Origin of the sequence: Brevibacillus sp. FSL K6-6036, assembly GCF_037964015.1 — a bacterium.
Lineage (GTDB): Bacteria > Bacillota > Bacilli > Brevibacillales > Brevibacillaceae > Brevibacillus > Brevibacillus borstelensis.
This window is the reverse complement of record NZ_CP150173.1, coordinates 4,823,865-4,838,214: the sequence shown is the minus strand read 5'-3', so window position 1 is coordinate 4,838,214 and position 14,350 is coordinate 4,823,865. Positions and strand designations below refer to the sequence as shown.

The window sequence follows — 14,350 nt, the reverse complement described above, 5'->3', positions numbered from 1 at the left end:
AGGTGGCAAAAGTGGTGTTGAAACAGGTGACGAAGGAGTTCAACGGCCAGCAAGTGGTCAAGGGCCTTGATCTGGTGATCCCGGATGGCTCCTTTACCGTACTGGTCGGGCCGTCAGGGTGCGGAAAGTCGACGACGCTGCGGATGATCGCCGGCTTGGAGCAGGCGACGGGCGGAGAGATTTTGATCGGGGAACAGCCGGTCAACGATCTGCCGCCGGGAAAACGGGACGTCGCCATGGTGTTCCAAAACTACGCACTCTATCCGACGATGAGCGTCTATGACAACATCTCGTATGGTCTGCGAAACCGCGGCTATTCCAAGAAGGAATGCCAGGTGCTGGTAGAGGAAATCGCCGAGGTCGTGGGACTGGCTCCTTATTTGAAGCGGAAGCCTTCGCAGCTCTCCGGCGGCCAGCGTCAGCGGGTCGCACTGGCCAGGGCCATGGTCAAAAAACCGCAGGTCTTCCTGATGGACGAACCGCTGTCCAATCTCGACGCCAAGCTGCGCAACCAGATGCGGGTAGAGCTGACAAGCCTTCACAAGCAGCTTGGCAGCACCTTCATTTACGTAACGCACGATCAGGTGGAAGCGATGACGATGGGCGACCAGATCGTCGTGATGAACGAAGGGCAGATCATGCAGGTGGCGGCGCCGATGGATTTGTATCAGGAGCCGGACAATCTGTTCGTTGCCCAGTTTATCGGCTCTCCTGCTATGAACATCGTCCCGGCGGCAGAGCGCGAGGACCAGGTCTGGGGGTTCCGCCCGGAAAAAGCGCTGCTCCGCCACGCAGGAGTCTCCTCTGTCGGTCACGCTGACGCAATGGATATGCACGGACATATCGTCTCCAGGGAGATTCTCGGATCGGATACGCTGTATCACGTCGAGACGGACAAAGGACGGGTCGTGGTCAAGACGGACACCGAATCTCTTCTGGATGCAGGATCGGCCGTACACGTAACGGTGCCGCTTTCGAGCATCTACGTGTTTGACCGCGCGACCGGGAAGCGGATAGCACGGGCAGAAAACGGTGTCAGGCAGCAAATCCTGGCAGGTGGGGTGGTCTGATGCGAAAGGCAGCGGCCGCACACGAAATGACGGCTTCCGGTCATGCTCTTGGGAGAACGGAGGCGACAAAAGTCAGGCTGAATCTGTTTGAGACGATCCGTCCCTATTTGTATGTCACACCGGCATTGGCCTTCTTCGGCGTCTTTTTCTTCTTTCCGATCGCCTATGTGATCTACCTCTCGTTTCACGACTGGTCTCTGCTGAATTTGGACGAGATCGAGTGGGTGGGACTGGCCAACTTTACTGCGCTTTTCGAGGACGCGGATTTTCGCCAGGTGCTGGGGACGACTCTCATCTATACACTTAGTACCGTTGCACTGGGAATCGGGATCGCCTTTTTCCTGGCGCTCTGGCTAAACCGCAAAGCCAAGATTTTTGGGCTCGTGCAAGCGGCGGTCTTCAGCCCGCATATCATCTCGCTGGTGTCGGTGGCGATGCTCTGGATGTGGCTGATGGACCCGCAATACGGCCTGCTCAATGCGCTGCTGGAATTTATCGGCTTGCCCGGCTACACCTGGCTGTCTGATACAAAAAGCGCCTTGCTTTCACTGATCATCGTCAGCGTCTGGAAAGGAGTCGGCTACAATACGCTCGTCTTTATCGCCGGGCTGCAAAGCATTCCCCGGGACATATACGAGGCGGCTTCCCTGGATCGTTCGCCGTGGTGGCGGACACTGACCCGCATCACGATCCCGATGCTTTCGCCCACGCTGTTCTTTTTGCTGGTGATCAATACGATCTCCTCGTTCCAGGTGTTTGATACGATCTACATCATGACGCAGGGCGGACCGGTCAACAGCACCAATATGCTCGTCTTCTACATCTACGAGCAAGGCATGGACTTTTACAACGGCGGCATCGCCTCGGCAGCCTCTGTCATCCTGCTTGGTATCGTTGGACTGCTGACGCTGCTGCACTTCCGGGTGATGGAAAAGCGTGTTCACTACCGCTAAAAAATGCAAGTGATGAACGAAGAAAAGCAGAGAAGATAGTGGAAGAGAGGAGGAGACAACATGCGACAAGCCGGTTTGACGGCGTGGAAAACGGTGGAGTGGCTGCTGCTTGCGGCTGTGGGCCTGATCTTCGTGTTTCCGTTTCTCTGGATGTTCTTGACGGCTTTCAAGACGATGCCGGAGGTATACCAATTTCCGCCGACCTGGTGGCCGGAATCGTGGCAGTTTCAAAACTTTGAAATTGCCTGGAGCTCCGGGCCATTCCTGACCTACGTCTGGAACAGCTTTCTCGTGGCAGCCGGGATTCTGGTGCTGCAGCTTTTGACAGGGGTACCGGCCGCATACGCGTTTGCCCGTTATCGCTTTCGCGGGAGAGAAGCCTTGTTCGGGCTGACGCTGATCGCGCTGATGATTCCGGCGCAGGTCATTTTCCTGCCGGTCTATGTGGAGATGAGCCACTGGGGATTGGTGAACACTTTGTGGGCGTTGATCCTTCCCTACGGGGCGAGCGCTTTCGGCATCTTCCTGCTGCGCCAGTCCTTCATGCAGGTGCCGGATGAAGTGATCGAAGCGGCGCGGCTCGACAACGCATCCGAGTGGAAAATCATGTGGACGATCATGGTGCCGATGGCAAAGCCGGTACTCGTTACCTTTGGCCTGTTCAGCTTCATTTACCACTGGAACGACTATTTCTGGCCGCTGATCATGACCAACAGCAATGAAGTCCGGACGCTTCCCATCGGGATCTCCATGCTGAAGGCGGCGGAGGGCGGCAAGCTGTGGAATGTGATTATGGCCGGAAATATGATTCTCGTCCTCCCGATTCTGGCGATCTTCTTCTTCGCCCAGCGGCACATCATCAGCGCGTTTGTCTATCAGTCCAAGTAACAAGGGACAATGAAAAGGGAACAAGGAACCTTGACCAGAAAAAACCTGCTTTGACAGAAGCTTTGCCCATTTCGGCAAAAGGGCAGGACAGCATTTCATGGAACCCTACCTATCCGGGAAACAGGGGGAAAACCCCTTACTTTAAAGGAGGCAATTGTGGTGAAAAAAGTTCGTGTATCTTTACTGGCATGCGCAATGAGCATAACGGCTATCCTGGCAGGCTGTGGCGGCGGCAATCAGCAGGCGGCCACAGAGCAGACAAGCGGGACGAGCGGTGCGGCATCCGGAGCGCAGCAGCAGACGGCAGATGCGGGCAAGCCAATCGAGATCGACTTCTGGTACGCGCTCGGCGGCCGCAACGGGGAAATGATCGAAAGCATGGTAAAACAATTCAACGAATCCCACAAGCACATTGTGGTGAAGCCGTCCTACCAGGGCAGCTACTATGAGAACCACGCCAAGGTGCTGGCCTCTGTGTCTGCCGGAAACCAGCCTGACGTGACGATGGTCGAGGTAGGCTCCATCGGGGCGTTTGCGGACGCGAAAGTGCTGCAGGAATTGACGCCTTACACGAACGGAGCCGAAGAGAAGTACATTCCCGGACTGATGGGCAACTCGTACTGGAAAGACAAGCTGTACGCGATCCCATTCAACCGCTCCACTCCGCTGTTGTACCTCAACCGCGACATGCTGAAGGCGGCCGGACTCGATCCGAACGGTCCGAAAAGCTGGGAGGAGCTGCGTGAATTCTCCAAGGCTCTGACCAAAAAAGAGGGTGACAAGACCAAAACATACGGCTTCTCCACCCCGATCGACATCTGGTTCTACGAAGCGCTGGTGTTCCAGAGCGGAGGCAACATCTTGAGTGAAGACGGCAAAAGCCTGCTGATCAATGAAGAAGCCGGAGTGGCACCACTCGAATTCTGGACGAGCATGTTGAAAGAAGGCGTGATGAAGGCGCCTCCGGGTGAAAAATACAATGCATGGGATGTAGCCAAGCAAGACTTCCTCAACCAGCAGGTGGGCATGATCTTTACCTCTACCGGGGATTTGCGCGGACTGAAGGAAGCAGCCAAATTCGACCTGGGCGCCGCGTTCCTGCCGGCCAACAAGAGCTACGGCGCTCCTACGGGCGGAGCCAATCTGGTGATGCTGGCGAAGTCCTCCGAAGAGGAGAAAAAGGCCGCTTGGGAGTTCATCGAGTGGATGACCGATACGAAGCAAACGATTCCGTGGTCGCTGGAAACCGGGTACATGCCAGTGACAAAAGAAGCAGTCGAGTCGGAAGAAATGAAAAAAGCGTACGAGAAGGAGCCGAACTTCCAGGTGGCAGTGAAGCAGTTGGAGTACGCAAAGCCGCGCCCGATGGTGCCAGGCTACAAGGAGCTGCAGGAAGTGATCATGACCGAAATCCAGCGTGCGGTATTGGGGCAGGCGTCCGTGGACGAGGCGATCGGCAAAGCGATGGAAAAAGGGCAGAAGCTGTTGAAAAAGTAACCGCAGCATTTTCGTGAAAAAGGAATTTGGCCTGGGCTGAGAGCAAGCAGCGACCGGGAAAAACGGAGGGAACATGATGAACGTCTGTATGGCACACCGCGGCTGGTCCGGAAAAGCGCCGGAAAACACGATGACAGCGATCCGCCTGGCGCTGGCAGAACCGGCAATCAAGGCGATGGAGATTGACGTGCAACTGTCCAAGGATGGCGTACCTGTACTTTGCCACGACTTTACGCTGGAGCGCACGACAAACGGAAGCGGACTCGTTCGGGACCACACCTTTGAGGAGTTGCGGACACTCGATGCGGGCAGATGGTTTGACGCGCGGTTCGCGGGTGAGAGAATCCCGTCGCTGGATGAGGTTTTGCAAGCAGTAAAGGGGCGATGCACGCTGAATATTGAATTGAAGACAGCGCCCGGCATGTACCCCGGTTTGGCGGAAAGTGTACTGGCTTTGCTGGAGAAGCATGACATGAAGCGGGACGTGTACGTGACGTCGTTTGACCATGAAGAGATCCGCCATGTCCGCCAGCTCGATGCCGAAGTGAAGACCGGCCTGATCGTCCTCGGAAATCCCGTACTGATGCTGGAGCAGCTTCGCGAAGCAGGAGTCCATATTTTGTCGATGGCCTATCCGTACCTGACGCCAGAGCTCGCTGCGGCTGCGATTGAGCAGGGCTATGAGGTAATCGCCTGGACAGTCGATGATCCCCAAACAATTCGCCATATTGTAAAGAACTATCCACGTGTGCAGATTTGTACCAACCACCCGGATCGAATGTTGGCTGTTTGCTAAGGACAGGCAAAAAGTTCAGAAGAACCTTATAAAAGGCTGCGGCTATATGGATGGACCGGAAGGGAGAGCCCCTTCCGGTTTTCATGTTTGGGGCAATCGTCTGTATGTCTGGGGGGAATGAAACAAAAGCTGCCCGGAAACGTAAATACATAGAAGGATACATCTGGAAGCTCCAAGAGGCAAAGCGAGGCCGCATCATCCCTTTCTTTGCCGTTTGGCGGTGTAATTTTGTTCGGAGGGTTTGCAATCATCTGGTAAAATGATGATGCGAATGCAAAAAGAGGCAGCATCAAGGGGAGACAAACGAATGATGGAGAGACCGGTTAGAATACTGGGGACAGGCAAATATTTGCCCAAGCGACAAGTGACGGCGGAGCAACTGGACCAAAAGCTGGGATTGCCGGCTGGATGGGTGGAAAAGAAATCGGGGGTGCGGGTTCGGCATTTTGTAACAGATGAAACAGCCACGCAAATGGGAGCCGCCGCAGCTACCCAAGCGCTTCAGAATGCAGGCCTTACGTTTGCTGACATCGATTGTCTGGTTTGCGCCAGCGGGACGGCTCAGCAGGAGATTCCTTGCACGGCAGCGCTTCTTCAGGAAGAACTGGGGGAGTCGGACTCCGGCGTCCCTTGCTTTGATATCAATTCCACATGCCTCAGCTTTGTCACAGCGCTGGATGTGATGTCGGCTGCGATGGCTGCTGGCGTGTATAAGCGGGTTTTGATAGTCTCTACTGAAATTTCTTCAGTAGGGTTGAACTGGGAGCAAAAGGAGAGCAGTATCCTGTTTGGAGACGGGGCAGCGGCGGCTGTCATCGGACTTGCGCCGGACGGTTCTTCTTCCCGGATTCTCTGCTCCCGGATGGAGACGTACAGCAAAGGAGCGCATTACTCCGAGATTCGCGGCGGCGGGACCTTGATTCATCCCAGCGAGTACGGAAATGGAAATGAGAGCGACTTTATGTTTGACATGGATGGACGCAAGCTGTTTCGGATGACCTCCCAGCTTCTTGAGGGCTTTATCGAGAGGTTGTTGTCCAACACGACTATCTCCCTTTCCGAAATCAAGGCGGTCGTCCCTCATCAGGCCAGCGGTATGGCGATGCGCATCATGGCACAAAAGCTGGGGCTTGCGCCGGGCCAGATGATCAATATTATTGAAAATCACGGAAATGTGATCGCTGCCTCTATTCCTATGGCATTGCACGAAGCGATCCAGGAGAAAAAAGTGGCCCGCGGGGACTTGCTGCTTCTGCTAGGAACATCAGCAGGGCTGTCCCTGGGAGGGGTTTTGCTTGAATACTGAGAGGAAGACGATCCTGCTGACAGGGGGAAGAGCACCGGCTACCCTGGAGCTGGCTCGGCTGTTTGACGAGGCGGGACACTGCGTTGTGGTGGCGGAGAGCTTGCCCGCTCACCTGTGCCGGGTATCCCGAGCGGTTGCCCGTTCTTACCTCGTGCCCCCTCCCCGACAGCAGGAAAAAGAATATATCGAAGAGCTTTGCCGCATTGCAGAAAGGGAAAAAGCAGACCTGCTCGTCCCGACATGCGAGGAAGTTTTTTTCGTCGCAAAGGGCAGAGAGCGTCTCCGTCATTATGTGGAACCGTTTGTGGAAAGCCTTGAAGAACTGCGCATCTGGCATGATAAAGCAGCGTTTGTCAGGCTGGCGGAGCAAGCCGGTTTTTCCGTCCCGCAGACGAGATCGGTTATATCGGCTGCCGGGCTGCTGGAAGCTCTCCAAGATGTCGAACCGGGAAAAAGCGTCGTGTTGAAGCCTGCTTTTTCCCGGTTTTCTTCCCGTGTCCATATCTTGCGCCGCTCTTCGCCAAGAAAGGATTGGTATACAGCGAGCGAACTCCCTGCTATAAGAGAGGGAGAAACATGGCTCGCGCAGGAGTTCATCGCGGGCAGGCAGCTGTGCAGCTATGCGGTAGCCAGGGAAGGCCGCCTTGCCTTGTACGCCGATTATGCCACGACGTTCACGGCCGGGCAGGGGGCGTCTATTTCTTTCAGCTTTGCGGACCATCCCGGAGTGCGAACGTTTGTCGAAAAGATGGTCGGGCTCCGCCGTTTTACCGGGCAGATCGCCTTTGATTTTATCGAGACACGCACAGGGGAGCTGTACCCAATCGAATGCAACCCGCGCCTGACCAGCGGTATCCACCTCTTCAGGGGAAAAAGGGAGGCGGCAGAGGCGTTTTTTGGTGGTCGCGGAGCTGGCGGGGAACATGACGGAAACGACAATAACGAGGCTTTGGAAAAGCCGGAACGAGCGACTCTCCCGGTGCAAGCGGAGAAACAGCCTGTAGTTGTGCCTTCCGCGAATGCATCGGCAGCGTTGTCGATGGCTATGCTCTTCTACGGACTGCCTTCCCTTCGCAGTTGGAGAGAAGGAAGGCGCTGGCTGGGGGAGTTCCTGAAGTCGCGGGATGTTGTGTTTCGCTGGAGCGACCCCCTCCCCGCCTTTGAGCAGCTGCGTTTGCTGTGGATATTGGCAGATATGAAAAGAAAGACCGGGATGAGCATGATCGAGTGCTCCACAAGCGATATTGAATGGAATGGTGACGAATGAAAAACAGACGTGTACTGGTGACGGGCGGCACCGGTTTTTTGGGACAGAAGCTGGCGCGAAGGCTTCATGAGCAGGGCGCAGAGGTAACGGTGCTGGGCCGGAACAAACGGGTGGGCGAGGCATTGCAAAAGGAAGGAATCCGCTTTGTCTGCACCGACATCACGGATCAAAAGGCCGTTCGGGACGTCTGCTACGGGAAGCAGATTGTGATCCATGCGGCGGCGTTTTCTTCACCGTGGGGAAGGTACCGCGATATGTACGCCGCCAATGTGGAAGGCACACGCCATGTGATCGAAGGCTGCCGGCAGCACAATGTAGAGCGATTGATACACGTTTCGACTCCGAGCTTGTATTTCGCTTTTGAAGACAGGCTGGGCATTAAGGAATCGGATCCGCTGCCGCAGCGCTTTGCCAATGAGTATGCCGAGACGAAGTTCCTCGCCGAGCGGGAAGTCGACAACGCCTTTGAAAATGGCCTGGCGACGATTACGATCCGCCCGAGGGCATTGTTTGGACCCGGGGACAATGCAATCCTGCCCAGACTGATCCGGGCCAACAAAAATCGGTTTGTGCCCATTATTGAGGGAGGCCGGGCCGTCATCGACCTGACGTATGTGGACAACGTGGTGGATGCGCTTCTTTTGTGCATGGATTCTTCCGAAAAAACGCTGGGAAAGGTGTACAACATCACGAATGGAGAGCCGGTCATGCTCATCGATGTCCTGAAGTCGGTCTTTGCCAAGCTGGACATGCCGCTTAATAGCAAGGAGGTCTCCTATAGGCAAGCGTACGGCATTGCGTCCGTACTGGAGCTGCTGTCCCGCACGCTGCTCGCCTACAGAGAGCCGATGCTGACTCGTTACACGGTGGGTGTCTTGGCGAAAAGTCAGACGCTGGATATTACCCGAGCCCGGGAAGAGCTGGGGTACGAGCCGCGGGTCGGCTTGCAAGAAGGAATCGAAATCTTTGCGAATTGGTGGCGACAAGAGCATGAACGTAACACTGACCCTGCTTGATACGGGCTTTTGCCGGCAGTTGGAGGCCATCTCGCTTGGCGGAGGGCGATTCCAATCGATCCGGTTTCACGCTGTGGCAGGGTGCATGCATCATCCGGACCACGGCTTGCTGTTGTTTGACACCGGGTACGCCCCTCATTTTTTTACAGCAGCCGCACGTTTTCCCTATTCTCTTTACGCCAAAGCGACTCCGGTCTTTACTGAGCGGAGCCAGTGTGTGAAGGAACAGCTGGCAAGCAAAGGGATTGGACCGGAACAGGTCACTGGCATCTTCATTTCGCATTTCCATGCGGATCATATTGCCGGCTTGCACGATTTTCCGGGGGCCCGGCTGTACTGTTTCCGTTCGGCTTATGAGGAGGTCAAGGGACTTAAAGGAATCGCCGCCGTCAGAAGGGGATTTTTGCCGGAGCTGATGCCGGAAGACTTTGAGGAGCGTGCCATTTTCATTGACGATGGTCCAAAGATACGCTTGTCCGGGGAGTACCATCCGTTTGAGGAAGCGTACGATCCGTTTGCAGACAAAAGCCTGCTGGCAATCGATTTGAGCGGACACGCCAAAGGACAGTTCGGCCTTTTCCTGCGCGACACGCAGGACCGCGACATCTTTCTTTGCGCGGATGCGGCCTGGTCCAGCGAGGCGTACCGGAAGCATCGGCCACCACATCCTGTTGCACACCTGATCAAGGCGGACGCTGCTTCCTATTTGCGGAATCTGAGGCGCCTCCATGAGCTTCACCGGAGCTGGCCGGAGCTGTACATCCTGCCTACGCATTGTCCAGAAGTACATGAGCTGAGCAAGGGGGAATTTGCATGGAGCTGATCGGTACCCTCTGGCAGTACATCCAGACCAGGCGGCTGGCCAAGCGGTTTCACACCCGCCAGGAGCTTGCCTGCTGGCAGGAGAAGCAGGTCCAGAAGCTGCTCCGCTACGTTTTGCCCCGTTCGCCTTTTTACCGCGAGCGAATCGGGAGCGATCCTTTGCACGGTTGGAAAACGATCTCTCCGATTGAAAAGCGGGAGATGATGGAGCATTTTGATCTTCTGAACACGGCTGGAATCAAGCGTGACGAAGCGCTTCGGATTGCGGAGGAGGCCGAGGAGACACGGGATTTTACCCCGAAAATCGGAGAGGTTACGGTTGGGCTATCGTCAGGAACCAGCGGCAGCCGCGGTATTTTCCTGGTCGGGCCGGATGAGCGGGTCAGATGGGCCGGTGCCATACTGGCGAAGGCATTGCCGGGGCCGCTCTGGGAGAAGCAGCGGGTCGCCTTTTTTCTGCGGGCCAACAGCAATTTGTATACATCGGTAAAACGGAAACGGCTGCAATTCGCCTTTTTCGACCTGCTTCTTTCGCTGGAAGCGCATATTGCCCATCTGCAGCAATACCAGCCGACGATACTGGTAGCGCCTCCCTCCATGCTTCGGTTGCTGGCCGTCGCCAAGCAGGAAGGCTCCCTTGATATCCGGCCAGGCAAGGTTATCTCCGTAGCGGAGGTGCTGGACCCGATCGATGAAGAGGTGATCCGCGAGGCATTCGGCGGGCCCGTCCACCAGATCTACCAATGTACGGAAGGCTTCCTGGCGGCGACCTGCTCGCATGGCACTCTGCATGTAAACGAGGACATCCTGGTAATGGAAAAGGAGTATCTGGACGAGGAAAAAACCCGGTTCCATCCGATTATTACCGACTTTTCCCGGTACACGCAGCCGATGATCCGATACCGTTTGAACGACATCTTGACGGAACGGAAGGACCCTTGTCCCTGCGGCTCCGTGTTTTTGGCTCTCGAACAGATCGAGGGACGGGCAGATGACATTTTCTATTTTCCATCTGCCAAAGGCGCTGATGGTTCTGCTGAAAGAGGCGAGGGGCTCCGCCCCTTTTTCCCTGATTTTGTCCGCCGGGCAGTGATGACTGCGTCACAGGGAATTGAGGAGTACATCGTCCGTCAAAAAAGTCCCGAGCACGTAGAAGTCTCGCTTGTCATTTCGTCGGGATATCGGCGGGAGGATGTGGAAGAGGACGTCCGTCGGAAGCTGCAGCGGGAAATAGAGAGGCAGGGGTACGCAGGGCCCGAAATCGTTTTTTCTCCTTATCAACCACCGGAGCGGGGAAGGAAGCTCCGGCGCGTGGAAAGGATGTTCCAACCTGATGAACGCTGAACGCGTCCGCCTGTATGAGAAAACGGATTTGGCAGAGCTTGCCTGGGAGAGGATGAAGGACGGAGAGTATGCCCGCGCCTATCTGGAGCCGCTGATTCTCGATTCTGTCCCGGCGTACATGTCTAATGTCCGCACGCGGATGGGGGCGCTTGTCATCGATGATCTCGTACTGCCTGTAACTGTCAATGACGAGGAGTACGACAACTCATACGTATGCTCGCCCTATACACACTACATCAGCTATGCCCGCGAGGAAATGAAGCTGGTCACGTCTTCCATGATAGCTTCTCTCGGCGGGCCGTTGTTGTCCGGGGCAGGTGCCCTGATGAAGCTTAGCCGTGTGAATCGGATTGTGTTCGTGAACAATTGGCTTCTGTCCACCAATCTGTATCACCCGTTGACGGCTGAACAGGTCCGGGAAATCACCAGCTTCCTGACCAGGAGGTTTCCGGACCACGCCGTGGCTTTTCGATCCGTAAGTCCAATCGTCTGTCCGGAGGCATGGACCGGCCTGGAGCGGAGCGGATATGTGATGGTGCCGAGTCGGTATGTGTACCTGTTTGACCCCAAACAGGCTAATGAAAAGGGCTGGCGCGTTCGCAATACGTTAAAGCGGGACCGGGATATGCTGAAGAAAAGCGGTTATCGCATCCTTCGGCACGAGGAGCTTGGGGAGGAGCATGCAGAGAGGATCGCCGCACTTTACCAAGCGCTTTACCTGGACAAATACTCCCAACTGAATCCGCAATTGACGCCGGCCTTTGTCCGACTGGCGCTGCACAGGCAGATACTGACCTTGATTGGTCTGGAAAAGGAAGGCAGATTGGACGGGATTCTCGGTTATTTTCAGCGAAACGGCATGATGACCACTCCCCTGTTCGGGTACGATACCGCTCTTCCCAAAAAACTGGGGCTGTACCGGATGCTCTCCAGCCTTTTGGTGTCGGAGGCGGAACAAAAGGGCCTCTTGCTTCATCAAAGCGCCGGAGTCGGGGCGTTCAAAGCGGATCGCGGGGCAGAGGGTACTGCGGAGTATACGGCAGTGTATATAAAGCATCTTCCTTACCGGCGACAGATGATCTGGAGAGCCTTGGCTGCGATCCTCGATCGCGCTGTCATCGGCATGGCGAAAAAGTACAAGTGGTAACGGACAAAAAGACAGCTTGGAAACCATTCAAGTCAGCACGGTATCGGTTTATGTCTATCGATACCGTGCTCTTTTTTTGCGGGCAAGGGATTTGCCAAAGACAAACGAACAGCGTGCATGCCGGACAATCGGATGTTCCGCGTTACCGATACAGGGTAAACTTCCGGACTTGGTCCTGCAGCTTCTCGGCAACCCTCGCGAGTGATTCGGCAGAAGAAGAGACCTGCTCGACAGCAGCCAGTTGTTCTTCGGTTGCGGCGGAAACGTTTTGTGTACCGTCTGCCGAGTTTTCTGCCACCTTGGATATTTGCTCGATCAAATAGACGGCTTGTTCCGTGCTTGCCGTCATTTGCTGGGAATAGGCCTGCACTTCCTGAATCTTGCTGGCGACCTGAGCGACGGATTCGCTGATCTGAACGAATGAGCTGCCAGCCTCGTTAACCACTTCAATACCGAGTGCCACTTCCTTCGTTCCTTTTTCCATGGAAAGCACGGCGGTATGGGATTCGGTCTGAATCGTTGTGATCAGTTGTTCAATCTGCTGGGCTGATTTCGCCGATTCCTCGGCCAGCTTCCGCACCTCGTCAGCGACCACGGCAAAGCCTCTTCCCTGCTCTCCTGCTCTTGCTGCCTCGATTGCAGCATTGAGTGACAACAGGTTTGTCTGTTGGGCGATGTCGGTAATCACCTGGACGATCTGTCCGATTTCCTGTGAGCTGTCTCCGAGGCGTTTGACGATGCCGGCGATCTCGTTTACTGTGCTGTGAATCAACTGCATCTGGCTCATGACCGTGTCGATCGCCTTGTTGCCGCCGACAGCAATTTCCGAAGCAGTCACGGCAGAGTCAGCTGCATTTTGTGCGTTAACGGCTATCTGCTGAATGCCCGTTGAGACTTCATTGATGGCTCCTACACTTTCCGCCACGCTTTGTACCTGCTGTTCCGCTCCGTATGCCACCTCCTGAATCGAAGAGGCGATCTGTTCCGTTGCCTTGCTGGTCTCCTCGGCATTGGCCGACAGCTCCTCTGCAGAGGAAGCGAGCTCTTCGGCTGCTGTGTTTACCTGTTCGATGATTGACCTCAGATTGCCTACCATATGGTTGACTGACTCGGAGAGCTGCCCTACTTCATCCCGGCTTCTGATGGCCAGCGGATCTACCGCCAGATCGCCATCGGAAATTCGGCTGGCCACGGCGGCAACCTCAACGATGGGACGGCTGATTTGACGAGACACAAAGTAGGCGGCTGCAATGACGATGGCTGCTACGATACCTACAATCAACATCACATTCAGTGTCAGCGCTGTTACCTCAGAGGTGATGGACTCGATCGGGATGTGGAAAAACAGGCTGTAATGAGTCTTGGGGATAGAAGCGTACGTAACGACGTATTCGGTACCGCCGTCCAGATACGTAAAGGAGCCCGATTCGGGTGCGTTATTTTTGAGAATGCTGCTCAAGCCTTCAGGGAGAGCTGCTTCCTCAATGGTTTTGCCGATCAGGTCGGGGTTGGGGTGTACCTGGATCAGTCCTTGGTTATCGACCAAAATCGGGTAACCGCCTTCACCCAGTTGTACATTGTCCAAAAAGGTCGAGGTGAACGAATCCACGTTTACAAGCCCGGTCAGTACGCCGAGTTTTTCTCCGGCATTGCTCACAACGGGAGAAGCGACTACAATCGACCGATTTCCGGTCGTTTTTGCGATCAGCATGTCAGAGTAGCTGGTTTTTCCCTCCATGCCGAGTTTGAAGAACGGACGCTCCGCCAGGTTGATCCCTACGCTGCCTTCAAACGTGTCCGCTGTTACCTTCCCGTCCGGGGAAATAAATGTATTTCCGTCAAAGATTTTGATTTCGTTCGTAAATTTGCGAATGAACTTGTTCTTTGCTTCATTGTCAAAGGATTGGATGTCCGAGGATCGTGCCAGAATCATTACTTCCGACAGTCTCCTGTCCAGCCATTGGTCCATGGCGTTTGCAGTCGACTCCGTCAAATGAACAAAGGAATCCTTTTGCTTGTCGATCAAAATTCTGGTGCTTTCGGTCAGTACCAGATAAGAGCAGGCGATCAAGGGGAGTACGGCCACAAGCAAAAACCAGATAATGATTTTATTCCGAAGCTTGCTGAACAGACGCATCGTTGCAGCATCCTTTCATAATTCATGCTGGGAATCCGGAAGGGACAGAGTATAAAGCTGGAAATGCAGACTGCTGAGATAATCCCAGCAGTCTGCACGTATTATAA

Annotated in this window: 12 protein-coding genes; 11 read left to right on the top strand and 1 reads right to left on the bottom strand. The window is 55.1% G+C overall.

What is annotated here, in order from left to right; all coding sequences use genetic code 11:
- The first annotated feature begins 2 nt into the window (after positions 1–2).
- The 11 genes from NST37_RS23655 to NST37_RS23605 all read left to right on the top strand — a co-directional run bounded on the left by NST37_RS23655 (position 3) and on the right by NST37_RS23605 (position 12,106).
- On the top strand, positions 3–1,070 hold the full coding sequence (locus NST37_RS23655; RefSeq protein ID WP_003388553.1) for an ABC transporter ATP-binding protein: 1,068 nt from the start codon (positions 3–5) through the stop codon (positions 1,068–1,070).
- The gene (locus NST37_RS23650; RefSeq protein ID WP_003388551.1) at positions 1,070–2,023 is read left to right on the top strand and encodes a sugar ABC transporter permease; all 954 of its coding nucleotides are present in this window, start codon (positions 1,070–1,072) and stop codon (positions 2,021–2,023) included. The genes NST37_RS23655 and NST37_RS23650 overlap by 1 nt, the downstream gene beginning before the upstream one ends.
- Positions 2,024–2,083: 60 nt before the next feature.
- Positions 2,084–2,911, top strand: a complete 828-nt coding sequence (locus NST37_RS23645; RefSeq protein WP_003388550.1) for a carbohydrate ABC transporter permease — start codon at positions 2,084–2,086, stop codon at positions 2,909–2,911.
- A gap of 195 nt (positions 2,912–3,106) precedes the next feature.
- Positions 3,107–4,408, top strand: coding sequence for an ABC transporter substrate-binding protein (locus NST37_RS23640; protein ID WP_051567360.1), 1,302 nt, complete (start codon positions 3,107–3,109; stop codon positions 4,406–4,408).
- Between the two features lie 76 nt (positions 4,409–4,484).
- Positions 4,485–5,204: a glycerophosphodiester phosphodiesterase family protein gene (locus tag NST37_RS23635; RefSeq protein WP_003388548.1), complete on the top strand. Its 720-nt coding sequence runs from the start codon at positions 4,485–4,487 to the stop codon at positions 5,202–5,204.
- Between the two features lie 310 nt (positions 5,205–5,514).
- Positions 5,515–6,510 (top strand): beta-ketoacyl-ACP synthase III, encoded by a 996-nt coding sequence (locus tag NST37_RS23630; RefSeq protein ID WP_339186815.1) that lies wholly within the window; start codon positions 5,515–5,517, stop codon positions 6,508–6,510.
- Positions 6,500–7,777, top strand: a complete 1,278-nt coding sequence (locus NST37_RS23625; RefSeq protein ID WP_339185938.1) for a carbamoylphosphate synthase large subunit — start codon at positions 6,500–6,502, stop codon at positions 7,775–7,777. Before NST37_RS23630 ends, NST37_RS23625 begins: the two co-directional genes overlap by 11 nt.
- Complete coding sequence (locus NST37_RS23620) at positions 7,774–8,793, top strand: SDR family NAD(P)-dependent oxidoreductase (RefSeq protein WP_003388544.1); 1,020 nt, start codon at positions 7,774–7,776, stop codon at positions 8,791–8,793. Before NST37_RS23625 ends, NST37_RS23620 begins: the two co-directional genes overlap by 4 nt.
- Positions 8,768–9,616 (top strand): MBL fold metallo-hydrolase, encoded by an 849-nt coding sequence (locus NST37_RS23615; protein WP_122957974.1) that lies wholly within the window; start codon positions 8,768–8,770, stop codon positions 9,614–9,616. Before NST37_RS23620 ends, NST37_RS23615 begins: the two co-directional genes overlap by 26 nt.
- Positions 9,607–10,959, top strand: a complete 1,353-nt coding sequence (locus NST37_RS23610) for a F390 synthetase-related protein (protein ID WP_003388540.1) — start codon at positions 9,607–9,609, stop codon at positions 10,957–10,959. The genes NST37_RS23615 and NST37_RS23610 overlap by 10 nt, the downstream gene beginning before the upstream one ends.
- Positions 10,949–12,106 (top strand): GNAT family N-acetyltransferase, encoded by a 1,158-nt coding sequence (locus tag NST37_RS23605; protein ID WP_031932548.1) that lies wholly within the window; start codon positions 10,949–10,951, stop codon positions 12,104–12,106. Before NST37_RS23610 ends, NST37_RS23605 begins: the two co-directional genes overlap by 11 nt.
- Positions 12,107–12,248: 142 nt before the next feature.
- Here NST37_RS23605 and NST37_RS23600 read toward each other — a convergent pair whose 3' ends face one another.
- Positions 12,249–14,243: a methyl-accepting chemotaxis protein gene (locus NST37_RS23600; protein WP_003388538.1), complete on the bottom strand. Its 1,995-nt coding sequence runs from the start codon at positions 14,241–14,243 to the stop codon at positions 12,249–12,251.
- Positions 14,244–14,350: the final 107 nt, after the last annotated feature.

Coding starts and splice junctions, on each gene's coding strand:
- NST37_RS23645 (WP_003388550.1), top strand. CDS start 2,084: ATGCGACAAGCCGGTTTGACGGCGTGGAAAACGGTGGAGTGGCTGCTG.
- NST37_RS23650 (WP_003388551.1), top strand. CDS start 1,070: ATGCGAAAGGCAGCGGCCGCACACGAAATGACGGCTTCCGGTCATGCT.
- NST37_RS23630 (WP_339186815.1), top strand. CDS start 5,515: ATGGAGAGACCGGTTAGAATACTGGGGACAGGCAAATATTTGCCCAAG.
- NST37_RS23620 (WP_003388544.1), top strand. CDS start 7,774: ATGAAAAACAGACGTGTACTGGTGACGGGCGGCACCGGTTTTTTGGGA.
- NST37_RS23635 (WP_003388548.1), top strand. CDS start 4,485: ATGAACGTCTGTATGGCACACCGCGGCTGGTCCGGAAAAGCGCCGGAA.
- NST37_RS23615 (WP_122957974.1), top strand. CDS start 8,768: ATGAACGTAACACTGACCCTGCTTGATACGGGCTTTTGCCGGCAGTTG.
- NST37_RS23610 (WP_003388540.1), top strand. CDS start 9,607: ATGGAGCTGATCGGTACCCTCTGGCAGTACATCCAGACCAGGCGGCTG.
- NST37_RS23600 (WP_003388538.1), bottom strand. CDS start 14,243: ATGCGTCTGTTCAGCAAGCTTCGGAATAAAATCATTATCTGGTTTTTG.
- NST37_RS23640 (WP_051567360.1), top strand. CDS start 3,107: ATGAGCATAACGGCTATCCTGGCAGGCTGTGGCGGCGGCAATCAGCAG.
- NST37_RS23605 (WP_031932548.1), top strand. CDS start 10,949: ATGAACGCTGAACGCGTCCGCCTGTATGAGAAAACGGATTTGGCAGAG.